Annotated in this window: 20 protein-coding genes and 1 pseudogene; 10 read left to right on the top strand and 11 right to left on the bottom strand. The window is 69.6% G+C overall.

Translation table 11 applies throughout. From position 1 onward, the window contains the following. The first annotated feature begins 243 nt into the window (after positions 1-243). On the top strand, positions 244-1,095 hold the full coding sequence (locus tag ACSHXN_RS04130) for a formate/nitrite transporter family protein (protein WP_355134806.1): 852 nt from the start codon (positions 244-246) through the stop codon (positions 1,093-1,095). 115 nt (positions 1,096-1,210) lie between these two features. On the opposite strand, the gene ACSHXN_RS04125 is transcribed toward ACSHXN_RS04130, so the two are convergent. Further along, the gene (locus ACSHXN_RS04125; protein ID WP_356293571.1) at positions 1,211-1,963 is read right to left on the bottom strand and encodes a TetR/AcrR family transcriptional regulator; all 753 of its coding nucleotides are present in this window, start codon (positions 1,961-1,963) and stop codon (positions 1,211-1,213) included. A 120-nt stretch (positions 1,964-2,083) separates the two neighbouring features. On the opposite strand from ACSHXN_RS04125, the gene ACSHXN_RS04120 reads away from it, so the two are divergent. The 4 genes from ACSHXN_RS04120 to ACSHXN_RS04105 all read left to right on the top strand — a co-directional run bounded on the left by ACSHXN_RS04120 (position 2,084) and on the right by ACSHXN_RS04105 (position 9,950). Then, positions 2,084-3,616, top strand: a complete 1,533-nt coding sequence (locus ACSHXN_RS04120; RefSeq protein ID WP_438306423.1) for a GMC family oxidoreductase — start codon at positions 2,084-2,086, stop codon at positions 3,614-3,616. A 178-nt stretch (positions 3,617-3,794) separates the two neighbouring features. Further along, positions 3,795-5,573, top strand: a complete 1,779-nt coding sequence (locus ACSHXN_RS04115) for a SpoIIE family protein phosphatase (protein ID WP_438302662.1) — start codon at positions 3,795-3,797, stop codon at positions 5,571-5,573. Between the two features lie 69 nt (positions 5,574-5,642). Next, the gene (locus ACSHXN_RS04110) at positions 5,643-6,362 is read left to right on the top strand and encodes a DUF6461 domain-containing protein (protein ID WP_438302661.1); all 720 of its coding nucleotides are present in this window, start codon (positions 5,643-5,645) and stop codon (positions 6,360-6,362) included. A 117-nt stretch (positions 6,363-6,479) separates the two neighbouring features. Beyond that, positions 6,480-9,950 carry a phosphodiester glycosidase family protein gene (locus ACSHXN_RS04105; protein WP_438302660.1) on the top strand — a complete coding sequence of 1,157 codons (3,471 nt, stop codon included), beginning with the start codon at positions 6,480-6,482 and terminating at the stop codon, positions 9,948-9,950. Between the two features lie 172 nt (positions 9,951-10,122). Here ACSHXN_RS04105 and ACSHXN_RS04100 read toward each other — a convergent pair. Continuing rightward, positions 10,123-10,428, bottom strand: a pseudogene (locus ACSHXN_RS04100) (ABC transporter ATP-binding protein); the annotation flags it as partial. A 244-nt stretch (positions 10,429-10,672) separates the two neighbouring features. On the opposite strand from ACSHXN_RS04100, the gene ACSHXN_RS04095 reads away from it, so the two are divergent. Both ACSHXN_RS04095 and ACSHXN_RS04090 read left to right on the top strand, forming a co-directional pair. Beyond that, positions 10,673-11,476, top strand: a complete 804-nt coding sequence (locus tag ACSHXN_RS04095; protein ID WP_383358827.1) for a glycosyltransferase — start codon at positions 10,673-10,675, stop codon at positions 11,474-11,476. Beyond that, entirely contained in the window at positions 11,446-12,222 is a 777-nt protein-coding gene (locus tag ACSHXN_RS04090; RefSeq protein ID WP_438302659.1) for an SAM-dependent methyltransferase, read from the top strand. The genes ACSHXN_RS04095 and ACSHXN_RS04090 overlap by 31 nt, the downstream gene beginning before the upstream one ends. Before the next feature lie 436 nt (positions 12,223-12,658). On the opposite strand, the gene ACSHXN_RS04085 is transcribed toward ACSHXN_RS04090, so the two are convergent. The 3 genes from ACSHXN_RS04085 to ACSHXN_RS04075 all read right to left on the bottom strand — a co-directional run bounded on the left by ACSHXN_RS04085 (position 12,659) and on the right by ACSHXN_RS04075 (position 15,429). Further along, positions 12,659-13,207, bottom strand: coding sequence for a hypothetical protein (locus ACSHXN_RS04085; RefSeq protein WP_355800037.1), 549 nt, complete (start codon positions 13,205-13,207; stop codon positions 12,659-12,661). Further along, positions 13,198-13,758, bottom strand: a complete 561-nt coding sequence (locus tag ACSHXN_RS04080) for a thioredoxin family protein (protein WP_356114473.1) — start codon at positions 13,756-13,758, stop codon at positions 13,198-13,200. The genes ACSHXN_RS04085 and ACSHXN_RS04080 overlap by 10 nt, the downstream gene beginning before the upstream one ends. Before the next feature lie 228 nt (positions 13,759-13,986). Continuing rightward, a complete protein-coding gene (locus ACSHXN_RS04075) occupies positions 13,987-15,429 on the bottom strand; it encodes a sensor histidine kinase (RefSeq protein ID WP_383358830.1) in 1,443 nt (480 codons plus the stop codon). Between the two features lie 329 nt (positions 15,430-15,758). On the opposite strand from ACSHXN_RS04075, the gene ACSHXN_RS04070 reads away from it, so the two are divergent. Next, entirely contained in the window at positions 15,759-16,259 is a 501-nt protein-coding gene (locus tag ACSHXN_RS04070) for a hypothetical protein (RefSeq protein ID WP_355134892.1), read from the top strand. 76 nt (positions 16,260-16,335) lie between these two features. Here the strand turns inward: ACSHXN_RS04070 and ACSHXN_RS04065 are convergent, their stop codons facing one another. The 5 genes from ACSHXN_RS04065 to ACSHXN_RS04045 form a co-directional block, all read right to left on the bottom strand. Continuing rightward, positions 16,336-16,542 carry a hypothetical protein gene (locus ACSHXN_RS04065; RefSeq protein WP_355134826.1) on the bottom strand — a complete coding sequence of 69 codons (207 nt, stop codon included), beginning with the start codon at positions 16,540-16,542 and terminating at the stop codon, positions 16,336-16,338. Positions 16,543-16,780: 238 nt separating this feature from the next. Next, a complete protein-coding gene (locus tag ACSHXN_RS04060; RefSeq protein ID WP_438302658.1) occupies positions 16,781-17,527 on the bottom strand; it encodes an SDR family oxidoreductase in 747 nt (248 codons plus the stop codon). A gap of 423 nt (positions 17,528-17,950) precedes the next feature. Next, positions 17,951-18,715, bottom strand: a complete 765-nt coding sequence (locus tag ACSHXN_RS04055; protein WP_383358832.1) for an SDR family NAD(P)-dependent oxidoreductase — start codon at positions 18,713-18,715, stop codon at positions 17,951-17,953. A gap of 210 nt (positions 18,716-18,925) precedes the next feature. Continuing rightward, complete coding sequence (locus ACSHXN_RS04050) at positions 18,926-19,399, bottom strand: carboxymuconolactone decarboxylase family protein (protein ID WP_355134832.1); 474 nt, start codon at positions 19,397-19,399, stop codon at positions 18,926-18,928. A 186-nt stretch (positions 19,400-19,585) separates the two neighbouring features. After that, positions 19,586-20,410, bottom strand: coding sequence for a helix-turn-helix transcriptional regulator (locus ACSHXN_RS04045; protein ID WP_355134834.1), 825 nt, complete (start codon positions 20,408-20,410; stop codon positions 19,586-19,588). A gap of 287 nt (positions 20,411-20,697) precedes the next feature. On the opposite strand from ACSHXN_RS04045, the gene ACSHXN_RS04040 reads away from it, so the two are divergent. Beyond that, positions 20,698-21,432 carry an alpha/beta fold hydrolase gene (locus tag ACSHXN_RS04040; RefSeq protein WP_355134836.1) on the top strand — a complete coding sequence of 245 codons (735 nt, stop codon included), beginning with the start codon at positions 20,698-20,700 and terminating at the stop codon, positions 21,430-21,432. 147 nt (positions 21,433-21,579) lie between these two features. Here the strand turns inward: ACSHXN_RS04040 and ACSHXN_RS04035 are convergent, their stop codons facing one another. Beyond that, positions 21,580-23,487, bottom strand: a complete 1,908-nt coding sequence (locus tag ACSHXN_RS04035; protein ID WP_355134838.1) for an FHA domain-containing protein — start codon at positions 23,485-23,487, stop codon at positions 21,580-21,582. A gap of 1,121 nt (positions 23,488-24,608) precedes the next feature. Between ACSHXN_RS04035 and ACSHXN_RS04030 the strand changes: the two genes are divergently transcribed. After that, the gene (locus ACSHXN_RS04030) at positions 24,609-26,249 is read left to right on the top strand and encodes a CehA/McbA family metallohydrolase (RefSeq protein WP_438302657.1); all 1,641 of its coding nucleotides are present in this window, start codon (positions 24,609-24,611) and stop codon (positions 26,247-26,249) included. The last annotated feature ends 284 nt before the right edge of the window (positions 26,250-26,533 follow it).

The following is a 26,533-nucleotide window of genomic DNA, read 5'->3' as shown; positions in this document are numbered from 1 at the left end:
ACGCACCGGGGCAGAAGATCTCGGCTCGGGTCCCGGAGTGACGATGCCCACAGCCACGGACGAGTTCGATCTTGTACCGTCGGAATCGGACATCCACCATTTTGTCAGAGCTTTGTATTCCATTGAAGCAATTGGGTCATGAGTCGGATCAGGATCGAAAAGCCTGTATCGCCGACCATGCAGGCCCGGCGCTTCGCCGTAGATCCCTCAGGGGGACCACAACGCCGCACGGGAAGTGAAAGCATGCCCATCGCCATATCCGAGGCCCTTGTCGAACAGGGGCAGGTGGCCGCCGACAAGGCCGACAGCCTCCGCAAGCCGGGTCGCTACCTGGTCAGTTCGTCACTGGGTGGCGCCTTTATCGGGGTGGGGGTGGTGCTGCTGCTGAGCGTCGGCGGACCTCTGCTGGCCGCGTCGTCACCGTTCACCAAGCTCGTCGAAGGGCTGGTGTTCGCCGTTGCACTGACCTTGGTGGTCTTCGCGGGTGCCGAACTGACCACCAGCAACATGATGACCATGGTCCAGGGGGCGATCGCCCGGCGTTGCACGGTCGGTAACGCCCTGGCGGTGATCGTGGGTTCGTTCGTGGGCAACCTCGTCGGGTCGGTCCTGTTCGCCTGGCTGGTGCACGGCAGCGGTGTCATCACCTCCGGTGCCACCCCGGGGCATGCCGCGCCGGCACTTGTCCTGCTGACCAGCGTGATCAAGGCGAAGACGGCGGCGTCCGGAGCGGCCCTCTTCTTCCGGGCGGTGCTCTGCAACTTCCTGGTCTGCCTGGCCGTGTGGATGGCGGCACGGACCACGTCCGACGGGGCCAAGATCATGCTGATCTTCTGGGGCATTCTGGCTTTCGTGGCGTCCGGCTTCGAGCACGTGGTGGCCAACATGACCTACTTCGCGCTCGGTATGTTCGAGCACGTGCCAGGTGCGACCGCAGGCGCTTTCGCCCACAATCTCGCTCTGGTCGGACTGGGGAATCTCGTCGGCGGATGTCTGCTCGTCGGCGCGGTCTACGGATTCCTGGGCCGGCGCACGCCGAAGGGGCCCGCCCCCGAATCCGTCGTACTCCCGGAGCAGTCGGCCGTCTCCTCCTGACCGGCGGAATTCCGGCGGATGATCGGCGAGAGCCCCGAGCCCTGCGGGATTCCTCCTCGCCCATGTGCTCGCACACCATGGCGCAGTGCGCACTCGGACCGGACGGTGGACGCCCTCACGATCGCCCTCCCGCCCGAGGGCGGCCGACGCGGTCCGCGTCGGCCATGCGATCGAGCCATTCGGTCAGTACTGCCTGCTCGGCGGGTGTGAGCGCAGCGGTACCGCTGCTCCGGAGCGCCTCGTGCAGTGCGACGGACCGGCTGGGCACGTCGGTCGCGGTGGCGGTCTCGTCCTCGTGTCCGGTCGTGATCGTGCGCAGTACCTGCTCGCGGACGATGGGCGAGATCTCGACGTCCCGGTCGGCCGGGGGAGTGGCGAGCAGTGACAGAACCACACCCACACCGCTGGCGTGCATGATCAGGGTGGCCCGGTCCACGCTCATGCGCAGACCTCCGGCGGCGCCCACCCGCCCGATCTGCCGACGGAGCATCCGGTAGGCCTCCCGACCCGCCGGCGATGCCCGCTCGCGTCCCTCGCCGTACATCAGGGCGTAGAAGGCCGGCATCGACAGGCCGAACTCGATGTGCAGATCCCAGCCGCGGCGCAGGTCGTCCACCGGGTCGTCGGTGTCGCCGAGGGAGTGCTTGTCGGCGAGATAGGTGCGGAAACCGTGGGTCGCGACGGCGTCGAGCAGTCCGTTCATGTCGCCGAACAGCCGGTAGATCGTCGGTGCCTGCACCCCGGCCCCCGCGCTCACCGCGCGCGTGGACACCGCCTCTCTGCCGCCGTGGCTCAGGAGCGATGCCGCGGCGTCCAGCAGGCGTTCCCGGGTGTCCGCAGCGGAAGACCTTTTTGTCGGTTTCTCCACAGTTTCAACGATAACAAGAAAGAGCTACCGCTATTAGCTCACTTGTACTACCGTGGTCGTCGGTAACGAGATCCCGTTAGCAACGGAAACAGCGGACGCACCGAAGAGGTGACACTCGTGATGCAAGCGCCGTCGGACAGCTACGACTACGTCGTCGTCGGAGGTGGCACCGCAGGCAGTGTGATCGCCGCGCGCCTGTCCGAGGGCGGTACCGCCCGGGTGCTGCTCCTGGAGGCCGGGGTCGACCGGTCGCCGCCGGGTGCCGCCCTGCCTCCGGCCTGGCCGACCCTGGTGCACACCGAGGTGACCTGGGGCGACAGCACCGTCCGGCAGGAGGCCACGGGCACCACCGCTGTCCTGGCACGTGCCCGCGTACTCGGCGGCGGATCCGCCATCAACGCCATGTCCTTTCTTCGCGGTCATCGCTCCTGCTACGACGCGTGGGAGGCCGACGGGGCGCAGGGCTGGGGGTTCGGCGACCTGCTTCCGTACTTCAAGCGCAGTGAGACCACGGTGGGGCGCGATCCCGGGCTGCGCGGGGCGGACGGCCCACTGACCGTCGCACCCGCCCAGCCGCCCCACCCGGTCATCGCGGCCCTGCTCGACGCGTCGACGCAGACCGGTTACCGCCGTGCGAGCGACATCAGCAGCGGGGCGGAGGAAGGGTTCGGCTGCACCGACCTGAACATCGTCGACGGCAGGCGCCAGAGTGCCGCCGACGCCTACCTCGTCCCGTCACGCCACCGCGCCAATCTGACGGTGCTGACCGAGGCACTCGTGCACCGCCTGGACGTCCGCGACGGCCGTTGCACGGGCGTGGAGTACAGCACCCCGGGCGGTACCGCCCGCGCCGGCTGCTGCGGCGAAGTGGTGCTCACCGCGGGCACCATCGGTTCGGCGCAGTTGCTGATGCTCTCCGGTATCGGACCGCCGGGGCACCTGCGTGAGATGGGCATCGCGGTGGCGGCGGACCTCCCGGGAGTCGGGGCGAACCTCCAGGACCACCCCATATGCAATGTCGTCTACAGCGCGGCACGCCCGGTCCCGGCGGGGTCCAACAACCATGGTGAGGCCGCCGGTCTGGTCCGCAGCCAACCCGGTCTGGACGGGCCCGACCTCCAGATGGTCTTCGTGGACTCCCGCGGCCACATCCCCGGGATCGCCGCCCCCGAACCGGGGGAGGGCTACACCATCGGAGTCGCCGTGATGCGCCCCTACAGCCGCGGCACCGTCCGTCTGTCGAGCACGCGGCCGGGTGCTCTGCCCCGGCTCGACCCGAACTACCTCGGCGACGAGCGCGACCTGGCCACGATGGTCCAAGGGCTCCGTCTGGCCCGGGAGATCGGACAGGCACGGGCTCTCGACGACTGGCGCGCGCACGAGACGAAGCCGGGTGTCCGGACGGACGACGACGCCGCTCTGCAGGCGTATGTGCGCAGCAGCCTCGCCTCGTACTTCCACCCCGTCGGCACCTGCCGGATCGGTGAGGACGCCCTTGCAGTCGTGGACCGCCAGCTGCGAGTTCACGGGATCAGCGGCCTACGGGTCGCCGACGGCTCCGTCATGCCGCCCATCCCCTCCGCCAACACCAACGCCACCGTTTGTGCGATCGCCGAACGCGCGGCGGACATGCTGTGCGGCCGGAGCTGTTGACACGATGCCGTGCTGCCCGTTCCCCCGCGCGCCCGCTCGTGCGGATCCGCACAACGGACCGGTCCGGAAACGCCGCGTTCCGCCACCCGTGCGGGCCGGGCCACTGACCGTGCCCGGTGCCGTCCCAGCCATCGATCGACACCAGCTCCCCGAGCAGAGCCGGAGAACCACCCCACCCATGGAAACACCCTCGACCGCCACACCGAAGGATCCGGAAGACGTCCTGCAGAGCATGGCCGGCGGCAGCGAACCGGCGCCGGCGGCCCTTCTGACCCACTCGTCCATGGGCCTCGCCCTCTTCGACGCCGCACTCCACTGCACCTGGGCCAACGACGCCCTGGAGCAGTACGACGCCATCCCGCGGAACAAGCGGCTCGGACGGCGGCCGGAGACGGCACTGTCCGGCGGCGTCGCCTCGTACGCGGCGGTGATGCGCCAGGTGCTGGCCACCGGCACCCCCGTCATCGGCCGCCAGTACCGCGTCCCGGCCGACGACGGCGGGGAACACCACCGCACGCTGTCGCTCAGCTGCCTGCGCCTGGATGATGCGGACGGCCGCACGTCGGGCGTGGCCCTGATGGTCGTGGAGGTCACCGGCGGGCAACCTGCCGCGGACCGCCTGAGCCTGCTCAGCGAGGCCGGTGCCCGGATCGGCACCACACTCGACGTGACACGCACTGCGGGGGAACTGGCCGCGTTCACCGTGCCGTTGCTCGCCGACTTCGTGACCGTCGACCTCGCCGACACCGTGCGACTGGGCGAGGAACCGCTGGCACGGCTCGGTGCGGACGGCGAGTACGTGCCGGTGTTCCGGAGGGCGGGTCTCGCATCGATCCACCCGGGCGCGCCGGAGTCGCTCTTCGGCGTCGGTGACGTGGTGTACGTGCCGCCGTTCTCCCCTCTGACCCAGGTCCTCTCGACCGAGCGTTCCTACCTCGAGCCCGTCCTGGACAGATGCTCCACCTGGCTGACCAAAGACCCGGCACGGGCCAGGACGATTCGGGAGCGCGGAATCCACAGCCTGATGGTCGTACCGATCCGCGCCCGCGGAGTCATCCTCGGCGTCACGGTCTTCGTACGGACGGACAACCGGGCCCCGTTCGACCCGCAGGACCTGCTCCTGGCCGAGGAGCTCGTGGCCAGGGCCGCGCTCAGCCTGGACAACGCACGCCGCTACACCCATGAGCGCGCCACGGCCTTGGCCCTCCAACGCGGGCTGCTTCCGCGTGCCGTCAGCGGGGGCCCCGACCTGGAGGTGGTCTCCCGTTCACGGCCGGCGGACCTCGAGGACGGCGTGGGAGGGGACTGGTACGACGTGATCCCCCTGAACGGCGGCCGGGTGGCGCTGGTGGTCGGTGACGTGACCGGGCACGGCATCAACGCAGCGGCCACCATGGGCCGACTGCGTACCGCCGTGCGCACGCTCGCCGACCTCGACCTGCCGCCGCACCGGCTCATGGCCCATCTCGACCAGGCGGTCATCCGCCTCGCCGAGGAGGAGATCGGCACTCCGGGCCCGTCCGCGGGCGCCACCTGCCTCTACGCCGTGTACGACCCCGCCACCCGCCGCTGCACGGTCGCACGGGCCGGGCATCCGCCGCCCGCGATCCTCCGTCCGGGCGGTGGCGTCACCTTCCCCGGGCTGCCCAACGGCACACCACTCGGCCTGGGTGTGCTGCCGTACCGGTCCGCCGAGGTGGAACTGGCCGAAGGCAGCACCATCGCGCTCTACACCGACGGCCTCATCGAGGACCGCCAGCACGACATCGACACCGGCATCGAGCGGCTGCGAGCCGCTCTCGACCATCCCGGCCGCGCTCTCGACGTGCTGTGCTCCGAGGTCCTGGACACCCTGGCGGGCCCGGCACCGTCCGACGACGTCACCTTGCTCCTCGCCCGCACCTCGGGCCCGGAGCCCGGCGGTGCGGCAGGAACCGGGCGACCCGCGCAGCGGTGACCCTCCGGTTCGGCACCGCGCACCGGCGGCGGGGGACCGACGTCGGTGGGCACTGGCAGGATGCCGCGCATGGCTTCCGCGACCGCAGCCGACTACGGCTGGACACGTTCCTCGTCCTCAGGGTTCGGATACGCGTTGGACCTCGGATACACCCTGGCGCTGGTGCGCGGAGTCCGGCCCGACGCAGTGCTCGGGACGGCGGGCGCCGAGCAGCGGGGTGTGTCCGCGGGGCTCGGTGAACTGATCGAGCAGCACGAGGAGCGTCTCCTCGAGGCCGAGTACGGGGAAGAGGTGATTCTCGCAGGCGCGTGCACCGTTCGGGGCGAAGGAGGGGACTGGACTCTCGCCCTTGTGCTCGGCGGCGATCCGGGGTCGCCTCTCCTCATGGATGCCCTCTCCACCGGGACCCGGGCCGTCTCCCATTCGAGCAATGGGGGAAAGCCCCTGCACTTCTTCCAATGGTACGAGAACGGGGAGCTGCGAACCATGTTCGAGTGGCCCCAGGTCAGAAGCGGCAGCACTCCCGACGAACTGAACGCCGTGATGCGTGAGGTCGGTCTCGACCCCACGGACGGCGAGGCGCCCGGTGTCGATCGCAAGGCGGCGGTGTTCGCACTGACCGAACGCCTCACGGGCGTGCGGGTGACCGACGAAGTGCTGGCGGAGGCGGAGTTCCTGACGGGCCACGTGCTCGCGGAGCCCGCCGGTTCATGGGAGAGCGTCACCGTCGACATCACGGATGCGCACGGCGAGCGCACCTTGATGCAGCTTCGGCGGGATCAACTCTGACTCACGGCGGCGGGGCGCGCGTTCGGGCCGGGCACCCACGCCCCAACGCCAATCCGACGTCCACCCTCAGTTCTTCGTTCATCTCGCCGTCCGTCGGGGCCAATACCTTCCGCGTTCATGAACGACCATCACACCAGCGCCACGGGCGTCACACGACGCGGGCTCATCGTCGGCGCCGTCGCCGCCGGGCTCGCCGCGACCGGCGGCGTCGCCACCGCCAGTCCCCGCCAGGAGAACGGATCCGGACCGGTCGGGGGACCCTCGGCCTCCCCCGTCGGTGCATCGAAGGACCCCCTCGGCTACACGATCCCGACGTACCGGACCACCGTCCCCGGAGAGTCCGTCGAGGCCGCCCGCGTCGACCGTCCCGTCGCCCCCGGGATCGTCCTCACCTCCTTCGACACCTTCGGCCGTACCGGCTGGCTGCGGGTCCATGTACTGAACGCCGACCTGGGCGGGCAGTCGGTCGGCGTGGACCTGGTCGCAGGCAAGGTGAGTGACGCCCGGGCGCTGACCCGACTGTCCGATTCCCAGCACGCGGTCGCCGCCGTCAACGGTGACTACTTCAACATCACCGAGACCAACGCGGCCGAGGGTCCCGAGATCCAGAACGGCACGCTGCGCAAGGGGACCGGCCGGCCGTCCACCGTCGCGGCGATCGGTGCCGACCGCATCGCCCGGCTCGCCGATCTCATGATCACGGGTACCGTCACCGTGGCGGACACTCAGCGTCCCCTCGCCGCGCTCAACTCCGCCACCGTGCCTGCCGACTCCATCGCGGTGTTCACCCCGTTGTGGGGTCCGGGCGACCGCACACTCATCCACGACGGCGGCCCCTACACCGAACTCGTCGTCGTGAACGGCAAGGTCGTCTCCGTCGACAGCAAGCTGACCGACACGGCCGTACCGGACGACGGACTGATCGTCCTGGGCCGCGGCGCCGCCGCCGGTCAACTGGCCACCGCCGAGCCGGGCGACCTCGTGAGCGTGGCGTTCAAGCCCCGGAGCGACGCGAACTCCGAACTGCGCATGGCGCTGGGCAGCGGGTCGGTGCTGGTCCGAAACGGCGCCCCGATCGACTTCCCGCCCAGCACGGGCAACGACGTCCCCAAGCCCCGCACGGCGATCGGCTGGCTCGACGGCGGGCACAGGCTGCTGCTGGTCGCGGTCGACGGGTCGGCCAACTTCTCGGTGGGCCTCAGCTTCGACGACATGGCGAAGCTCATGGTGCAGCTCGGCGCCACCGAGGCGTTCATGCTCGACGGCGGCGGCTCCACCGAACTGGTCGCACGACGGCCCGGCGACGCCCAGGTGGACGTCGTCAACACGCCCTCGGACGGGAACGAACGGCCCGTGCCCAACGGTGTCGGACTGTTCTCCCCGCGGGGATCGGGCACCTTGCGGGGACTCGATGTGCGTCTCCAGGCCGCCCGGGTGGTCCCCGGGCTCACCATGGATGTCGCGGCCGCCGGCTACGACGAGACGTGGGCACCGGTGGACGCCGACAGAAAGCCGGTCAAATGGACCGCCAGGCCCAGCTCGCTGGGCAGGGCGCAGGACGGCGTCTTCCACGCCAAGCGGCCGGGGTCCGGGACACTGCGCGCCCGTTCGGGCTCCGCGGACGGCCGCCACGAGCTGCGGGTCCTCGGGGACCTGCACCGGCTGGCCTTCACCCAGCGCGCCATCACGATCGACCCCGGCACCTCGGCGCGTGTCCGGCTCACCGGCTACGACGCCGACGGGTTCGACGCACCGGTCGCACCGCGCGACGTGACACTCGACTACGACAAGACCGTGATCACGGTGAAGGCCGAGACCGACGGCAGCCTCAGCGTCACCGGCGGCGCGGACGCCGGTGGCAAGGCCGCCACCCTCACGGCGAGCGTGCAGGGCGTCACGGTGAGGCTTCCGGTGACGGTGGGACTGATCGACGTCCCGCTGGCCGAGTTCGAGCCCGCCGAGACCTGGACGGCGGCGGCCGCCCGAGGCACCGCGACGGTCGCCCTCGTCCCGGCTCCGGACCGCCCGGGCGCCTCCGCGGACAACCACGCTCTGCGGCTGACGTACGACTTCACCGGGCAGTCCAGCACCTCGGCGGCGTACGCGGTGGCCGGCTCCGGCCCGATCACCCTGCCGGCCGGCGCGAAGAAGCTCGCACTGTGGGTCAACGGCGACGGTCAGAAGCACTGGCTGCGCGCCATGATGTCGTCGCAGGGCACCACCAACGTGCCGTTCACCTTCGCGCTGACCGTCGACTGGACGGGCTGGCGCCGGGTCGTGGGCGACATACCCGCGGGCTTCTCCGACCCCGTCACGTTGCAGCGCGTCTACATCGCGGAGACCTCGCAGGCCAACAAGAACGCCGGCCGACTGGAGTTCGACGCACTCGTCGCACAGGTCGGGCAGCAGCCCGACACCAGCGAGCCGCCGCGGCCCGACCCCTATGTGGTCGAGCAGGGCGGGGTTCCGCACGACCGGTGGACGTTCGCCGTCCTGTCCGATCTGCACATCAGCGCGGCCGCAGGCCTGAACTCCTTCTCCGGGCGGCAGGCGGCGATCGCCCTGGACCAGACGGTCGCGGCCGAGCCCGATTTCATCCTCATCAACGGCGACTTCGTGGACAACAACAACCCCGCGGACTTCGAACTCGCCAACGGCCTGCTGCGCGATCACGTACCGAGCGACCTGCCGGTGTACTGGACGCCGGGCAACCACGAGGCCGGGCTGTCCTCGACCGGCGGGCTGGAGGCCTTCCTCGCCGCGACCGGCCGCCCCAACAAGGTGGTCTTCGACCACAACGGCACCCGCTTCATCCTGCTGGACTCCCACACGGGCGACATGCGTACGTCGGACTGGGACCAGGTTCCGCTGCTGCAGTCGGAGTTGGCGAAGGCCGCGAAGGACCCCTCGGTCACCGGCGTCGTGGTCTCCTTCCACCACCCCCTGCACGATCCGTCCGGCGCGGCCGCCTCGCAGCTGTCCGACCAGCTCGAGGCCGACCTCCTCAAGCGCTGGTTGGCGGACTTCCGGGAGAACTCCGGCAAGCCCGTGGCGCTGTTCACCGGTCATGCGCACACCGCGTCGGTCGGCCGTGCCGACGGCGTGCTCGAGGTCACCACCCCGGCCGTGGGCAAGACCCCCTACAGCTCGCCCGACCAGGGCGGCTTCTTCGGGTGGATGCATGTCGGTGTCGACCGGCGCCCCGCCCGGATCAGGGCGGGTCAGCCGAGTCCGGAAACCCGTGACTGGCTGCAGGCCGAGTGCCGTCCCCTGATCGACGCGATCGAACTGTCGGCACCGGAGAAGATCACGACCGGTCGCTCGGAGGCCGTCTCCGCGACGGGTGTCACCAGCGAATTCGGCCTCAGGTTCCCCCTGCGCTATCCCGCGACCGTCAGCTGGAGCGGCGGTCCCGGGCTCGTGGTGGTGCGGACGGAGTCCGAGGCGAAGTCGGCCAGGCGGAACCCGAAGACGCTGGCGGTGTTCGACCTCGCGTCCGGCACTCTCACCGCGGTGCGTTCCGGCACGGTCACCCTCACGGTGTCCTCGGGCGACCGGACCGCCTCCGCCACGGTGGCACTCGTCTGACCCGGCGCTCGTCCGCCGAGCAGGTCCGCGACGCGGGAGAGAGCAGGCACCGGCGCGGAACTCAGGGACGGTTCCGGTCCCCGGGGTGGTCGCCGCCGACCGGTCACCAAGACCGGTCGGCGGCCCCGGCGGGGGCCGTTCCGGCCCGACCGCGACGACGGCTGCCCCTCCCTCACTCCTGAGGCGCCCCGATCTCCTTGAGCTCGCCGTCGGCCGGCCGGAGCCATCGGCCGACGCCGATCCGGGCGAGGAACGGCTCGTCATGGCTGACCACGACGAAGGCCCCCCGGTAGGAGCCGAGGGCGCTCTCCAACTGGCCCGCGCTGACCAGGTCCAGGTTGTTCGTCGGCTCGTCCAGGAGCAGTAGCTGTGGAGCGGGCTCGGCACACAGCACGCACGCCAGGACGGCACGCAACCGCTCCCCGCCGGACAGGACTCCGGCGGGGAGATGGGCCCGGGAACCCCGGAAGAGGAAACGGGGCGAGCAGGCTTCATCGTGCGTGTCGGAAATCAGGAGCGCAGGCGAGGAGGAAAAGCCCCAGGTCCGCCGTGGGCCGGCGCGCTTTGCTCAAGGATATCCGCTCACAACGGACGACGAAGGGAAAGGGGAATACCCGCGCCTTTCCGCTCTCAACGTATAGCGGACCGGGGGGCTTGCGGCAAGGCCCGTATCGCGCCGCAAAATCGCCGGGCTGGAATCCACCGGAAATCGGAGTAGCGAAATGCGGGTGTTGTTGTCGACCTACGGGTCGCGCGGGGACGTCGAACCGCTCGTCGCCCTCGCGGTGCGCTTGCGGGAGATGGCTGCCGAGGTGCGGGTGTGTGCGCCGCCGGACCAGGAGTTCGCGCGGCGGTTGGCGGGAGTGGGCGTCTCCCTCGTGCCGGTCGGCGTATCGGCACGCGCCCTCACGACCGGGGCGCCACCGCCGTCGTCCCTTCCCCGGCGCGCGGCCGAGTTGATCGCGGGCCAGCTCGATGCTGTCGTTCCGGCGGTCGAGGGATGCGACGTGGTGGTGACGACGGGGGCGATGCCGGCTGCCGCGGGCGCGTTGTCCGTGGCCGAGAAACTCGGTATCGCGTCCGGGTCCGTGACCTTCCAGCAGCTCACCCTGCCGTCGCCGTACCACTCCCCGCCGGCGTACCCCGGTCGCCCGTTCCCGCCGGAGGTGACCGACAACAACGTGCTGTGGGATCTGGACGCCCAGAGCATCAACGCGCTGTTCGGCGCGGCACTCAACACGAACCGGGCGTCGATCGGCCTGCCCCCGGTGGACGACGTGCGCGACTACGTCGTCGGCGACCGTCCATGGCTGGCGACGGACCGTGTCCTTGACCCGTGGCACGGCACACCGGGCCTCGACGTCGTCCAGACCGGTGCCTGGATCCTGCCCGACGCCCGCCCGCTTCCGGCCGACCCGACGGCGTTCCTGCACTCAGGGACACCACGGAAAAACCGGTGTCGCAGAGGGGCGAGCCGTCCTTACTGTTCCGGCTCATGGATGACATCACTGCCCCGCCGCGACTGACCCGGCTCACCTTCCACGGCCCGCTCTCCGACGACCGGGCCGCCGGGATGATCCGCCGGCTGACCGACCGGGTCGGGCGGACCGCCCCGATCACCGTGCTCGACATCGGTTGCGGATGGGGGGAGTTCATGCTTCGCCTTCTGGAAGCGGCGCCCGGCGCCACCGGCGTCGGTATCGACCTCAATGAGGAGGACCTGGCCCGCGGCCGCGCCGACGCCGAGATCCGCGGGCTGGCCGGGCGCGTCCGATTCGTCCGGGAGTCCGCCGTCGACACCACCAGAGATCCGGCCGACATCGTTCTGTGTCTCGGCGCCGGCCACGCTCTCAGCGATGATCAGCCACCGGAGCACACCGTCACCGCTCTGCACGCCCTTCGCCGTCTGGTGAAACCGGGGGGCTGTGTCCTTCTGGGTGAGGGATTCTGGCAACGGCCGCCTACTTTGCACGAGTTGTCGGCCATGTGGCCGGACGCATCGGCCTCCGAGTTCCACGACGTCGCCGGCCTCGTCGACCTCGCCATCGCCGCGGGCTTCCGCCCCGCCTGGATCGAGACCGCGAACCACGACGAGTGGGAGCACTTCGAGTCCGCTTACCAGGCCGATGTCGAGGAGTGGCTCGCCGCCTGCCCCGACCACCCCCTGGCGAAGGAGACCCGTGACCGGGTGGACCGCCATCGTGGTACATGGCTCCGCGGATATCGAGATGTCCTGGGGCTGGCCTACTTGACCCTCGTTCCCGTGGCCTGAAAAGCCTTCCAAGATGGTTTTGCGGCGCGGTGACCGGTCATCCGTGATCGGTCCTGAGCCGGGCGGGCAGCCGTCGAGCGGCCCGGGATGTTCAGGCGCAGCGGGGGCTCGGCCGCCTGGACGGGCGTTATCGGTGGTGCAGCGCTGCCCGAGGCCGCACGGAGACCTCTCGTTGCAACAGGTCGAGTGCGGCAAGGCCCCTCACCCCGCCCGCTCCTTCCGCGCCGCCCTGCGACCCGGTGCGCCGGAAGGCTGCTTCCGGCGCCGGCGGAAGGGACCGGGACCCCACACACCTCTTGAGGCAGGTGCGGGACGCAGGCCCGTGGCCGAGGCTCGGGAACGGCTGTCCTGCGTCGGACCGTCATCCCTGTTGTCAACGTGGGGCTCGGTGTCCGACGAGGCCGTCGGCCTGCCCGCTGAGAGCGACGGACCGCACTCAGTCCGTCGGCCGGAGGGTCAGGGCCACGGCACGGTCGCGCACCGGCGCCAGACACCCGTCCCGCTCACTGCAAGCGCCGTAACTGAGTAGCACTTCGGCCCGGTCGGTGCCGCCGACCCGACGCACAGGGAGTTCGAGTGTGACCCGGCCGTCCTCGTAGACCGGCAGTCGGACGTCGAGGCCCTCGGGGCGCACCACGCGCTCCCGGGCGTCGGTGGTCGCAGGGCCCGCGGGGCGCAGGGCGCCCTCGGTGCGGATGCGGGTCGGAATGCCGATCCCGTCGACGCCACCGTCGGGAAGGGTGAGGCTGTACACGTGAAAGCCGTCGCGCTCGGGTCGCAGGTCTGCGCGTACCCACAAGCCCCCGTCGTGGGACTCCACCCTGACCGAGACGGCCACGCCGCCGTCCGAGAACGGTGCACCCACGGCTGCGGGACCCCCGTTCTGCTCATGTGCGCAGCCGGTGAGCAGGAGGGCGGAGATCGCGAGGGTGAGCGCCACGCACGGGTTCGCTCCGATGACGGGGAGCCGGGCGGCTATGCCCATCGCTTCAGGAACTCCTCGACCTGGCCGGGCGACATGGTGCGCGCATGAGCGAACTCGCCCCGGTTCGTAGCAACCTTGATCCGGCCGGACGCAGGGTCCAGGACGACCAGTGCGGGTATTCCGCTGCTCTGCAGGTTCACATAGCGCTCGGCGACGTCCAGATTACGGTCGAACTCGCCGACATCGACGGTCACCACGTGGTATTTCGCCAGCATCGTGGCAGGCCCGGGCTCCTCGAACCGCGCGTCGAGGACACGGCAGTCCGGGCACCAGTCGGCGCCGAAGTCCATGAGCACGGGGCGGCCGTCCTTCTTCGCGGCCTTGAGCGCCGCCGCGATGTCCGCCGTGGCGTTCGCGTCCGGGTCGTAGCCGTGCGCGGGTTTCTCGGACGCGGAGGATGCCGGGGATGCGGCGGGCGCTGCCGACTCGGCGGCGGGAGCGGCGGAGGCAGGGGCCGAACGGGAGGTGGCGGGCGTACCCTCACAGCCGGTCAGCGCCAACAGGGCGATGCCGGCCAGGCCTACTGCGGCGGGGAACAGGGGACGCCTCACGTGACTCCTCGTCGTCGTTTTCGTGTGAAACGGCTCGGGGCTGCCAGCAGGCCGTTTCGGGATCCGCAAGCGGTCGCGCGGCCGTTGGTGACAGCCGGGTGACGGACGGTGGTGCCCCGCAGTTTCGCACACCGCGGGCTCCGTTGCCGCCGGTCATGGTCTTCACGCCTGGGGACCGCCCGCACCGACCGGCCCTTGGTGTTGTTGCTGTCCGGGACCGACTGCCGTCTACGCAGTGGCCTCGGACGTGTCCCGGGGCTCCACCGCCGGCGGAGGGTTGCGGGTACCGGGAATGCGTAGGACCGCCTCGGTCCCCCGGGCTGCGGCGGGCCGCAGCGTCACCGTGCCACCGGCCTGCTGAACGGTCTTTGCCACGATGGCGAGGCCGAGGCCGCTGCCCGGCAGGCTGCGGGCCGTGGGCGAGCGCCAGAAGCGGTCGAACACATGCGGCAACTCGTCCGCTGGAATACCCGGCCCCTGGTCGCGCACCACCAGCCGGCCGTCGCCGAGCCGCAGGCTGACAGTGCCGCCGGAAGGAGAGAACTTGACGGCATTGTCCAGCAGGTTCACCACCGCTCGTTCGAGAGCGGCGGGTTCGGACAGTACGTACCACTCGTCCAGGTCGCTGGTGAACTCGAGGTCACTGCCACGGAGCCTCACCCGTTCCATCGCCCGTGCGGCGACCTCGTGCAACGCGACTACGTGAAGGGACGTCTCGTCCGGCTTGGTGTCCGGCCGGGACAGCTCCTGCAAGTCGGCTATGAGCGAGGCGAGTTCTCCCACTTGAGACTCCACGGAGTGAAGCAGGTCGTCCATCGACTTCTCGGGGAGTCTTCGACCTGACGTGTGGCTCCTGATCAACAGCTGGATGTTCGTGCGGAGCGATGTCAGCGGGGTGCGCAACTCGTGGCCGGCGTCGGCGATGAGTTGCTGTTGCCGCTCCCGTGAGGTCGCGAGAGCCTCGGTCATGTCGTTGAAGCTCTTGGACAGTCGGGCGATCTCGTCATCGCCGTCGGCCGGTATCCGAACCGTGAGGTCCTGGGTGTGGGCGATGTGCTCGGCGGCGTCCGTGAGATGTTCCACCGGTCGCAGGCCGGCGCGGCTGATTCCGATCCCTGCCGTGGCCGCGCCGACGACGCCCACGCCTGCAAAGCCGAGCAGGAAGAGAGCGAGGCTGTTCAGCGGCTTGTCCACGGCAGTGAGTGGTTGCGCGATGGACACGGCGAACTCCCCGGAAAGCCGCGGGGGCACGTCGGGACGTGTCGTCGAGACGCGCATCCTTCTTCCGTCCTCGGACGTGGCGTTGTGCAGTGCCGACCCGAGGACACCACGTGCGACAGCGAGGTCGGTCTCGTCGACGGCGAGCTTCTTGTTGCCCGGGGCGACACATACGGTTCCGTCGGCGGTGATGACCTGCACCACGTAGGGCGTGGGCGTTTGGTTGCGCTGGGAGACGTCCGGTAGCTGCATACCGCACAGACTCAGCAGATCCTGGACATAGCCGGGCGGCGCCTGCACGCTCTGCAGGTTCGAGTCCAGTTGGGCGGTCAACTGCTGGCGGGTGACGAGCCATGACGCCGTCGCGACGGCACTGACGGCGAGTGCCACGGCTACGGCGGCTGACAGTCCCAGCCGCAGCCGCAGGGTCAGACGCCGGAACGGGCTCTTCATGTCGGTCGATCCCCCGAGTACTCACTTCGTGGCACCCGCCTCTCCCCGGCAGGCACGGTGCATCATCGCAGCACACCAGCCGGCTGGCTGCCGAGACTCCGGGAGGCCCGCGGGAAGCGGAGCGCCATGCGACTCACTCGTGCATACGGCAAAAGTGTGCGACGGGAAGATGAGAGCCCGCTGAACGATTGCGCCGTCCGTCCGGCCGACGCGGTGGAGGCCCGCAGTTCGCCTGAGTCCGTCCGGCCCCGGCAGGATGGCCGGCGGTCCCGGGCGTGAGCGGTCGAATCGGGATGCGCTGTTCCGCAGGACGGTCGCATACTCACCGCATGACCCTGTTCTCTGCTCGGTTCCGGGATCCGCGCAGCACCGAGTACGACTTCATCAGCTTGATCATCGTGCGGTGCCCCGGTTGCGAGAAGGCCGCCCGTGTCGTTCCAGCACCTGAAGACTCCGACCCCGGAGGCCGGACTCTGTTCGGGCCGCGACGACTGGTCTGTCGTGGCTGCGGACTGTCACGGGTGTGGAACGGCTGTGTTGTCACGCCTTCTTCCGGCACGGCTCAACCAGCGACAGATCCCTACTTCGGATTGCCGCTGTGGCTCCAGCACGAGACCCGGCACGGGTGGTTGTGGGCGTACAACCTCGAACACCTGGATCTGATCCGTCGTTTCGTCCAAGCATCGCTGCGGGAACGAGCGCCCTGGTACGACACCGGACAGAAGATGACGTTGGTGGCCCGCCTTCCGGCATGGATCAAGCGAGCGAGGAACCGAGACGAGATCCTGCGTGTCGTCAGCCGGATCCGCACCTCACCGGTCGTCACCTGACCTGGTTACCGGCGTCAGAACGGTACTCGAACTCGAACTCCGGTTGCGCCTGGGCAGCGGGCCTTGTGGTACCGGATCAGGCTTCGCCGCTGACGGGTTCGTCGGGGAGATCCGCCGAACGGGGAGCCGCGTGCAGTGCGTCGGAGATGGCTGTCATTCGCTGATCGAGGGCGGCGAGCTCCTGGCGAAGGTCGTCGGCGCGGGTTTCCAGTTCGGTCGCCTTCGCGGCCAATGACTCGATGGCTGCCATGAAGGCGACGCGGTCCTCTGTCGCTCGGGTCATCGTGAGCCCTCCTTCGGCGAATGCTGGCAGACTCCGGGCGCTACTCGACGCCAGGGCCGATCCGTCCCGGGACACGGGCCACTCCGGGCGGGGGAACAGGCGGCGGGGGCGTGGGCGTCGACTTGTCCCCGCGACGCGGGTGACCACGGCGGCGGAGTGCAGCACCGGCAGTGCGACGAGATGAGTGGTTGCCGAGGGGGAGGGTGGCCCCGCCCGTACGCCGGGGTCACCCACCCGTCTACTTCTGCTGCGCGGCCCAGTCGGCGAACCGGGTCTCGGCCAAGTGGGCGTCAGGGCCCGGGAGAAGGGTGGTCTCCTTCAGTTCCGCTCCGAAGTACCGGGCGTGCGGGTCCGCGACGACGGTGCGGGGATCGCCGTTGGCGGCGAGTACGTCGCGGACGAGTTCGTCGAGCTGGAACGCGTCGGGACCCGCGACCTCCACCACGCCGTTGACGGGGGTGCCGACCGCGGTGCGGCCGACCGCCGTGGCCACGTCGTCGGAGCAGATCGGCTGGATCTTCACGGGGGCGAGGTGCACGGTGTCGCCCTCGGTCGCCGAGTCCGCGATCCCCTTCATGAACTCGAAGAACTGCGTGGCGTGAACGATGGAGTACGCGATCCCCGAGGCCTTGATCAGCTCTTCCTGAGCCTGCTTGGCACGGAAGTACCCGCTCTCCTGGAGCTGTTCGGTGCCCACGACGGACAGCGCCACGTGGTGCCGCACACCGGCCGCGGCCTCCGCGTTCAGAACGTTGGTGGTGGAGGTGCGGAAGAAGGTCATGACCGCCTCGTCCTCGAACGAGGGAGAGTTGGACACGTCGACCACGACCGACGCATCTTTCATGACCTCGGTCAGACCTTCGCCCGTGAGGGTGTTCACGCCGGTGCTGGGCGCGGCCACGACCGCCTCGTGTCCGTGCTCGTTGAGCTTGCCGATCAGCTTCGAACCGATGAGCCCGGTTCCGCCGATCACTACGACCTTCATAATGCAATCCTTTCGGCGCCCACGGGAGATGTGCACCCCTTCATGAGCCGCTCACCGATGCCGGTCAATGCTGTCCTCACCATGAAAGACAGGGCGACGACTTCATTTGTGACAACGTGCCCGCGGCGACGTGAAGAATTTTTCTTGGGGGCCGCCGAAGCCAGGGGCTGACGCGTGCCGTCATCGCCCGCTCATATGAATATGGGCTGCCGGACGCTCGGCGGTGGAAAACCGCTCTCTTGTCGGCGAGCCCTTGTTTCGTCGGGCGCCTGATATCGCCGTGGACCGAAACTCATCGGTCCCTGAGGGGCAGCGGCGGCGGGTCACTCGGCCTCGCCCGGAGATTCTCCGCATCGAGGGACCGGTCCGGTGCGCCCGTCGCATCGGAGCGACGGTCTCGCGCACTGCGGCGCCTTCCCCGGGTCAGAGGAGTTCGAGTCCGCCGTCGATCGTGAGGATCTGGCCGGTGACGTGTGTGTCCCGGGGGTCGGCCAGGCGCAGGATCCAGTTCGCGACGTCGGTCGGGTCACCGAGACGGCCCACCGGGATGCGTTCACGCTCCGCGCTGCGTATCTCGTCGATGGTGTCCTGGGGGAGCCCGGCCGCGACCAGAACGTCTGTCTCGGTGGGGCCGGGGGCGATCGCGTTCACGCGTACCCCCGCCGACGCGAGTTCGAGAGCCCAGCTCCGCGTCAGTTGCTCCAGAGCGCTCTTGGTGGCGGCGTAGTGGGCTCCACCGGGCAGGGGGCGGTGGCCGTAAGTGCTCGAGACATTGACGATGGAGCCCGCACAGTCGCGCAGGTGGGGCAGGGCCGCGTGGGCGAGCATGCTGGGGGCCGTCACATTGAGATCGAACAGGTTGGTGATGACCGACCGGTCGGTCTCCGACAGCGGCATCATGGCGGCCGCACCGGCGTTGTTGACGAGTACGTCGAGCCGCCCCCACCTCTCCACCGCCGTGGCCACGGCCCTGTCCGCCGCCCCCTCCTCGCGGATGTCGAGCGGCAGGACGGCGATGTCGGAGTGTGCACGAGCCGTCTCCTCCAGCGCATCCTTTCGGCGTCCCACGCCGAGGACGTGTGCCCCCGACTCTGCGAAGGCGACCGCCGTGGCGCGGCCGATACCGGATCCGGCTCCGGTGACGATCACCACGCGGTCCACGAAGTTCCGGGCTGTGGAATTGGACATGACTTGCCTCTGTTCGAAGTGCGTCTTTCTCGTCGAGCGGGTTTCGCTGTGGTGGCGGACGCGGGGCGGAATACCCCGAGGATCTGTCAGGCCGCGGAAAGGACGGTCCGCGCATCGAGTGCGACCTGTGGGCGCCGGCGGTCCGTCTCCGCACCTCGAGGTCGGGGGGTGCGGAGACGGACGGTGTGTTTCACCGGACAGCAGTGCCTGTCAGCCGAACATGCCGGGCTTGTAGTCACCGGCGGGCTGCTGGTTGATCACGTTGACGCGGTTGTAGGCGTTGATGACCGCGATCAGCGACATCAGGGCGACGAGCTGGTCCTCGTCGTAGTGCTTGGCAGCGTTCGCCCAGGCCTCGTCCGTGACACCACCGGCAGCGTCGGCGATGCGGGTGCCCTGCTCGGCCAGTTCGAGTGCGGCACGCTCGGCGTCGGTGAAGACAGTGGCCTCTCGCCAGGCCGCGACCATGTGGAGGCGCTGATCGGTCTCACCGGCGGCAGCGGCGTCCTTGGTGTGCATGTCGGTGCAGAAGCCGCAGCCGTTGATCTGGCTCGCGCGGATCTTCACCAGCTCCTGGGTCGCGTGCGGGAGCGTCGAGTCGGACAGTACCTTGCTGGCGGAGTTGATGTGCTTCAGGACCTTGCCTGCGAGGGAGTTTCCGAAGTAGTTGAGACGCGGTTCCATGGTGATCCTCTCGCCGTGTTGCGGATACATCCCTAGTGACCGGACACCCTGGAGAAGTGTGACGACGTGAAATGTGACGTGAGTCTCTCGACATGTGTCGTCGGTGCCTGCCGGGGACGGTCCTGCGGGGCTGCGGGACGGGGTCCATGTCTGTGCCGGCGTCCGCGCGATGCAGTCGTTCGGGCTCTAGCTCCCGACCGCGGAGAGAAGTTGGAGGCCGGCGTGGCTCTCCGTGCCCGGTACGGCGGTGAAGACCAGCAGGCGCTGCGACTGGTCGGGGTCGACGAGCGTCTGGCAGTGGAGCTCCAGGGTCCCCAACTGCGGGTGCTGAAAGCGCTTGGCTGCGCAGTAGGACCCGAGTACCGGATGTTCGCGCCAGAGTGCGGCGAACTCGGGGCTGGCCGCCCGGAGTGCGTCGACGAGTTCGGCGGTTCGCGAGTCACGGCCGTCCCGCGCATGGGCGGCATGGAGATCCGCAACCAGGAGTCGGCTGTGCACCGGGTGGTCGCTGATCGGATGGATCAGTCGTGAGGTGGGATCGGTGAACCACCGATAGTGCAGACTGCGCGCCGGTCCCTTGAAAGCCGTCTCGTCACCCAGCAGCGCGATCGCGGGCCGGGTCTGCTTCAACGTCTCACCGAGGTGATTGACCACCTGCGCGGGAGTGTCCTCGAGGCGGTCGAGGATGCGCATCATGCCCGGGTTGATGTGGTCGCCACGCCGCACCCTTCGCGGGGCAGCGTGACCGGCGAGTCGGAACAGGTGGTCGCGCTCCTCGAGCGAGAGATGCAGACCGCGTGCGATCGCGGCCAGCATCTGTTCCGAGGGGTTCGGGCCCCGAGGTTGCTCGAGCCGGGTGTAGTAGTCGACCGACATGTCGCACAGCGCGGCCACTTCCTCTCGGCGCAGCCCTCCTGTACGCCGCCGTCGTCCGCGCGGCAGCCCCACGTCCTCTGGCTGGAGGGCTTCGCGTCGCGCTCTGAGGAAGGCCGCGAGTCCGGCTCTGTCCACTGCTTCCCGTCCTGTTCGTTCACGACCGTGCGTCCTGAGAGCACAGGCTGCCTCGGGCGCCCCGCCCGTTGCCGTTCGGGGCTTGTGTCCGTCCTCAGCCATGGATCAAGGCCTGGTGAATACTATGCGCGATCCCCGAGGCAGACAGTGTGATCCGTTCTGGGTGCCTTCACTCAACACCGTGTGACACAATGTGTATTCCCGGGGACACGATCGCTGTGCGCGCCTCGATCCACGGTGACCGTGCCGCCCGCCCCACCAGCATCGCTCGGACAAGGACCTCGACCATGCCCGCAGTCTTGATCCACGGAGTCCCCGACACCCACCGCGTATGGGACGGCGTACGCCGCCACCTGACCCGGACCGACGTGGAGGCTTGGGACCTGCCCGGCTTCGGCGCCCCGCGGCCGCAGGGCTTCGCCTCCACCAAAGAGGAGTACGTCGATCGGCTCATCGATCGCCTGGAGCGAGTCGGTGAGCCGGTGGACCTGGTGGGCCACGACTGGGGGTGCATCATCACGGCGCGCGTCGCGTCCCTGCGGCCCGACCTGGTCCGTACATGGGCCGGCGGCAACGGCCCGATCAGCGCGGGCTACGTCTGGCACCCGCTGGCCAAGGTCTGGCAGGACCGGGACGAGGGCGACCGGTTCATGAACGAGCTGGAGGCGACGTCCTTCGCCAAGGATCTGGTGGCGGGCTTCGACGTCCCCGCCGAGCCGGCCGAGGAGATGGTCCGCCACGTCGACGGGGCGATGAAGGACAGCATCCTCAGGCTCTACCGTTCCGCTCTGACCATGGGTGCCGAGTGGGAACCGGCACTGGCGAACGTGTCAGCGCCGTGCCTGGTCTTCTGGGGGGCGCTCGACCCGGCCTGCCCGGTGCGGTTCGGCAGGGAACTCGGCGCGGCGCTGCGGGCGTCCCGGGTCCTGGAGCTCGACTGCAACCACTGGACGGTGCTCGAGAGGCCGGCCGAGGTCGCTGCGGCCCTCGAGGCGCACTGGAGCGCCCACGCGGCGGTCTGACGCGCCGCCGAGTGGCCCGTCGGCGGGCGCCTGCGTCGTCGACAGGCCCCGCCGGGCGCCGAGCCCGAGCAGCGGGGGTGCGTGGCGTACTGCTGGATCAGCGCGGAGAAGGCGGTCTTCTCCGCGCCGATCAACTGCACGTAGGGGTCACGACTGGACGGCGGGCTCCAGAGCTTCCACCGCGGCGGCCGCAGCGGAGGAGTCCTGGCCGTAGAAGATGTCGATGTCGACCTCTTCGCCGCCCATGGTGAGCGTGTCCCAGGCGCCGCTGAGGACGAGCATGCGCAGTGTGGCGGGCTCCAGCGTCTGCAGGCGCTCCAGGATCGCCTCGTCGTCGGGCATTCCGGGCAGTCGGGGCGCCAGCCTTTCGCGGAGGGTGCGCATGCGTTCCAGAAGGGCCTTGGCGTCCGCGTCGCGGTCCAGGTCGTCGGTGGCCGCGTCGATGCCGTGGGCGATGATGTCCTTGATGGCCCACGTGGCGCCCTGGTCGTCGCTGGTGACCATCGCCTTCCATGCGCGGCTCTTGTGCCGGTACTGGAGCATCGACATCGCGGCCTCGTGCCGCAGGAAGTCCGCGTCGCGGAAAGCCTTTCCGCTCCAGGCTCCGTTGAGGGAGCGGGCCAGGGAAATGGCCGAGGCGAGACCGCTGTTGAGTCCGCGACCGGGCCAGAAGTGAATGGCGTTGGCGGCGTCTCCCAGAAGGAACCCGTAGGTGCCGGGAGAGCTGGCGGTGGCGGGCAGCAACTCGGCCGAGAAGCGCGGGCGCTGGACCATGTCCAGGCGGAAACTCGTGACCGCGGTCAGATCCTCGGACTCGACGCCGAAGAGTCGCAGTCCCTCATGCACACGCTTCCACAGGGACGAACCCTTGATCAGGGCGGGCAGGAACAGCGTGCCGTGGGTGGAGCACTGGAAGTCGCCGTGTTCGTCGCGGTCCATCAGGCACGGCCGGGACGCGATGCACTCCTCGAAGACGCGGCGTACCGGGTCGATGCCGATGACCTCCGACAGCTCGGCGTCGGTCAGGCGCATGTTGAGGAAGCCCTCGCCGCGCAGCGAGTTCAGCAGGAAGCGGTTCTGGGCGACGGTCAGCAGGACCGCCATGGGGTCGGACAGGGTCGACTTCACGCGCAGGCCGAGAACGACGTCCTGGAGGTGGCGGCCGTCCAGGGAGTAGATGGACTCGTCGGCCTTGCCGAACCTGGCGGCGAAGTGTTCCCGGGTGTGCGATCGCCCGCCGTCGCAGATGGCGAGAACGTGCTGCGTGGCAAGGGCGTCCTGCTGCTCAGCCGGGTCGAACCGGGTGGGTATGAGGCGGATCCGCTCCCGCTTCTCGTTCGCCAGCTCCAGCAGTCGGTCCTCGATGTACGCGATCCGCATGTTGCGCGGGTGGTGGTCGCCGATCGAGTCCGGGCCGGAGGGCCACATCTCGCTGTAGTGCTCCGGTTCGAAGAGGCGTGCCCGTACCTCCTCCGGCCAGGCCAGGTACTGGCGGCTCTGCACGGTGACCACCTGCTGGCGCCGTACGTTGCCTTCGTCCTGACCCTTCCAGACGATGGTGCGGCCCTGCTTGCGCCACCGGCCGTCGTAGACGGTGATCTGCGCCTGGGGGCCGAGGAAGTGCTCCAGCAGCAGGGCGAAGGAGAGACCGACGGGACCGCCTCCGGCGACGGTGACGCGCAGAACCGGCCCGCTTTCGCTCTCCTCGGCACCGTGGGTCACGGAGCGGGGCAGGGAGAGCGCCATGAGCGTCTCCATGGCGTCCGCGACCTCGAAGCGGAACTCCTGGTCACCCATGGTGATGTCGTCGCCGGGCTGGAGGAGCCGGGAGTCCACGTCCTCGCCGTTGACCTGCGTGCCGTTGCTGCTGCCGCAATCGTGCAGCACGTACCCCTCGTTCTCGTCGAAGACGATCTCCGCGTGAAATCGGGAGACGCTCAGACTCGAGATGACGACGGTGTTGTCGGAGTTGCGACCGAAGGTGACGCGGGTGTCCAGGATCGGGATGCGCTCTCCCGCCAACAGACCTTGGTGTCCGACGAGCACCGGAGCCACGGCAGTTCCTTCCGGAAGATGATGACATCGATATCACTGCGGGCCACCGGACTCATCGACGCGTGTCCGTGCCGGACGGCGGTGACCAGACGGAAGCAGCGATGCGTCCGACATGTTGTTGAACCGTAAATGGATCGGCGGCATGTTCAGCATATCCCGCTTGGAACGGGTGTGCGGTCCTCGGGAACACGCCTGCGATCCCGGTCTGCCACCTCCGCGGACCTCGCTGTCTGCCATGACCCTCTTGAACTCTTCCGGGTCTTCGGGCCGTTGGCCGACGGCGAGCAGGGCACCGCTGAGGCGAGCGCGGGCTCGGGTGGAGGAGGCAGGGGCGCGACCCGCTTCCGGTGACCCCGAGCCGCGCCGCGTCGTGTCGGTGTCGGACGGCCGTCGCATCCCGGCCTGTTGCGGCGGATGGGAGTTCCACGATCGCGAGGCCGCCTCGTTCGTTCGCGTCGGTGCGCGCATCGGCGGCCCTGAGGTCTGGAATTTGTCGCAATCACGCCCAACGGACGACCTGTTGAACGGGGGAGGACCGGAGGGGATGGGGCACGGTCTGGCGCAGTTCGTCCCACCGGCAGGTACGAGAGGGCGGTTGGGGCCACCGCCTCGGGAGTCGCGGAGCCTTGATCCAGCAGCCCGCGAGCCTTGAATCGGATGAGGGTCCCCCCGCCGTCTGCGCTCCGGTCCGCACGCCGTACGCGGCGCTCACAGGGGCCGGTACGGCCTTCATGCGTCTGCAGGGGGTACGGGGGAGCCCCCCTGCAGACACTGAGCAAGCTAGCAGCAAACGCGTCCGCGAGCGCCCATCCCGCAGCGGCGCCACCTTTTCGGGACGTGCCCCGCCCCAATTGCCTGGCTGGTTCCATTCGTCGAAGGGCTGCGGCCCCGGTCGGACCGAGCAGTCCCGAGGCCGCACCTGCACCCGCCGCGGTGGTATCCCCGGCGGCGTTGCCCCGGGGATACAGGCCGGTACACGTCGCGGCACCGAGGGAGGTCGTTGCCCGTCTGCCGCAGCGCCTTCACGTTGAGCTCATCCGCCGTCCACAGAGCAGGATCAGGGTCTGAAGGCTTCAGGTGCATTCAGCGTGCACATATCACCGACATTGGTAAGGACGAACATGTGCCTTGACGGACACTGCGAACACGATGTGGATGTCCTCGACCCCGAGGCGCTGACCGTCGACGAGGCGAGCAGCGGGCTGGGACGTCGGCGATTCATGACGGTGGGCGTGGCCGGCGCGGCAGCCCTGACCCTGTCCCCGGTCTCCTTCGCGCAAGCTGCCGACGGTTCGACCGGTGGCAAGCCGCCGGCGGGCAGCGACGAGACCCGTGTCATCAGCGGGTTCCTGGAGACCGGCGTGGCGGACTTCGTCTACCTTCCGGTGCAGATCCCGCACGGGGTCCAGAAGATCGCCGTGTCGTACTCGTACGACAAGCCGGCCGTCCCCTCGGGCACCCCGGGCAACTCCTGCGACGTCGGTGTGTTCGACGAGCGGGGCATCGCTCTCGGCGGTCGCGGCTTCCGTGGCTGGTCCGGTGGCTTCCGCACCTCGTTCGAGATCAGCAACAGCGAGGCCACCCCGGGCTATCTGCCCGGCCCGGTCAATGCCGGGACCTGGAACATCGTCCTCGGCCCCTACCAGGTGGCTCCGCAGGGCATGCACTACCAGGTCCAGATCACGCTCACCTACGGTGAGCCCGGGCCCGCCTTCGTGAAGAAGTACCCGCCGCAGCGGGCCAGGGGCCGCGGCCGCGACTGGTACCGCGGTGACTGCCACCTGCACACCGTCTACTCCGACGGCAAGCGCCTGCCGGCGGAGGTGGCGGCCGGGGCACGTGCCGCGGGCCTGGACTTCATGGTCTCCACCGACCACAACACCTCGGCGTCGCACGCGGTGTGGGGCGAGTACGCCGGGCAGGATCTGCTGATCATGACGGGTGAGGAGGTCACCACCCGCAACGGGCACTGGCTCGCCCTCGGTCTTCCGGCCGGTGAGTGGATCGACTGGCGCTACCGTTCACGGGACGACGCGTTCGCCCGCTTCTCGCGTCAGGTGCGCCGCAGCGGGGGTCTCGTGGTCCCCGCGCACATGTACTGCGCGTACGTGGCCTGCCAGTGGAAGTTCGGCTTCGAGGACGCCGACGCCACGGAGGTGTGGACCGGCCCGTGGACGTACGACGACGAGCACGCGGTCAGCACCTGGGACCAGAAGCTCGGTGAGGCGGTCCGCACCGGCAAGCGCTGGCTGCCCGCGATGGGCAACAGCGACGCGCACAGCGACCCCCAGGTGATCGGCCTGCCGCACAACGTCGTCCACGCGGACGACCTCGCCACCGACTCGATCATGGACGGCATCCGTGCCGGACGTAGCTGGATCGCCGAGTCGTCCGCCGTCGAGCTGACGTTCTCCGCGACCGGGAACGGCAAGCACGCGGGCATCGGCGAGAAGCTGAGGGTGCCCGCGGAGGCGCCCGTCGACGTCCGCCTCGACGTCGCGGGTGTGCCGCACGGCACGGTGCGATTCATCACCGACGAGGGCCAGATGCACCAGGAGTCGCTGGACGCCTCCGGCTCCGGCACGGTGGTGTGGCGGACGACGGCCTCCCTCGCGGCGTACGTGCGTGCCGAGGTGCGCCACCCGATGGCCGACGGTTCCCCGGGGCAGGGCAACACCATGGGGGATGCGCTGCTGTTCGGCCCCATGGCCGCTCTGACCAACCCGGTCTTCCTGGAAGCGACGTCGACGCCGCGAAGCTGACGGCCGCCCGCCTCCTGCGCCCGGCGGGACCTGCGCACTCCACAGGTCCCGCCGGGCTGCGCGGGTGCGCCGAGCACGGGCGACACGTCAACCTGCCACGCGACGGGGCGTGGGTGCCGTAGCCGCCGCCGGTGACGGGGCGGCGGCTACGGCACATGCACCGGTTCACCACCGGGGCCGGTGCGGGAGCGCGGACCGCGGGAATCGGAGCTGCACGCGCCGGAGCAGCGCCGAGGCGGAGCGAGAACGACTGACCGGCCGTCGAACCCCGTTGGTGCGGCGTT

Source organism: Streptomyces sp. HUAS TT11 (assembly GCF_051553595.1).
GTDB lineage: Bacteria > Actinomycetota > Actinomycetes > Streptomycetales > Streptomycetaceae > Streptomyces.
This window is presented reverse-complemented; position numbering and strand designations above follow the sequence as displayed.

Coding starts and splice junctions, on each gene's coding strand:
- ACSHXN_RS04130 (WP_355134806.1), top strand. CDS start 244: ATGCCCATCGCCATATCCGAGGCCCTTGTCGAACAGGGGCAGGTGGCC.
- ACSHXN_RS04120 (WP_438306423.1), top strand. CDS start 2,084: ATGCAAGCGCCGTCGGACAGCTACGACTACGTCGTCGTCGGAGGTGGC.
- ACSHXN_RS04115 (WP_438302662.1), top strand. CDS start 3,795: ATGGAAACACCCTCGACCGCCACACCGAAGGATCCGGAAGACGTCCTG.
- ACSHXN_RS04110 (WP_438302661.1), top strand. CDS start 5,643: ATGGCTTCCGCGACCGCAGCCGACTACGGCTGGACACGTTCCTCGTCC.
- ACSHXN_RS04105 (WP_438302660.1), top strand. CDS start 6,480: ATGAACGACCATCACACCAGCGCCACGGGCGTCACACGACGCGGGCTC.
- ACSHXN_RS04095 (WP_383358827.1), top strand. CDS start 10,673: ATGCGGGTGTTGTTGTCGACCTACGGGTCGCGCGGGGACGTCGAACCG.
- ACSHXN_RS04090 (WP_438302659.1), top strand. CDS start 11,446: ATGGATGACATCACTGCCCCGCCGCGACTGACCCGGCTCACCTTCCAC.
- ACSHXN_RS04085 (WP_355800037.1), bottom strand. CDS start 13,207: ATGGGCATAGCCGCCCGGCTCCCCGTCATCGGAGCGAACCCGTGCGTG.
- ACSHXN_RS04075 (WP_383358830.1), bottom strand. CDS start 15,429: ATGAAGAGCCCGTTCCGGCGTCTGACCCTGCGGCTGCGGCTGGGACTG.
- ACSHXN_RS04070 (WP_355134892.1), top strand. CDS start 15,759: ATGACCCTGTTCTCTGCTCGGTTCCGGGATCCGCGCAGCACCGAGTAC.
- ACSHXN_RS04065 (WP_355134826.1), bottom strand. CDS start 16,542: ATGACCCGAGCGACAGAGGACCGCGTCGCCTTCATGGCAGCCATCGAG.
- ACSHXN_RS04060 (WP_438302658.1), bottom strand. CDS start 17,527: ATGAAGGTCGTAGTGATCGGCGGAACCGGGCTCATCGGTTCGAAGCTG.
- ACSHXN_RS04055 (WP_383358832.1), bottom strand. CDS start 18,715: ATGTCCAATTCCACAGCCCGGAACTTCGTGGACCGCGTGGTGATCGTC.
- ACSHXN_RS04050 (WP_355134832.1), bottom strand. CDS start 19,399: ATGGAACCGCGTCTCAACTACTTCGGAAACTCCCTCGCAGGCAAGGTC.
- ACSHXN_RS04040 (WP_355134836.1), top strand. CDS start 20,698: ATGCCCGCAGTCTTGATCCACGGAGTCCCCGACACCCACCGCGTATGG.
- ACSHXN_RS04030 (WP_438302657.1), top strand. CDS start 24,609: ATGTGCCTTGACGGACACTGCGAACACGATGTGGATGTCCTCGACCCC.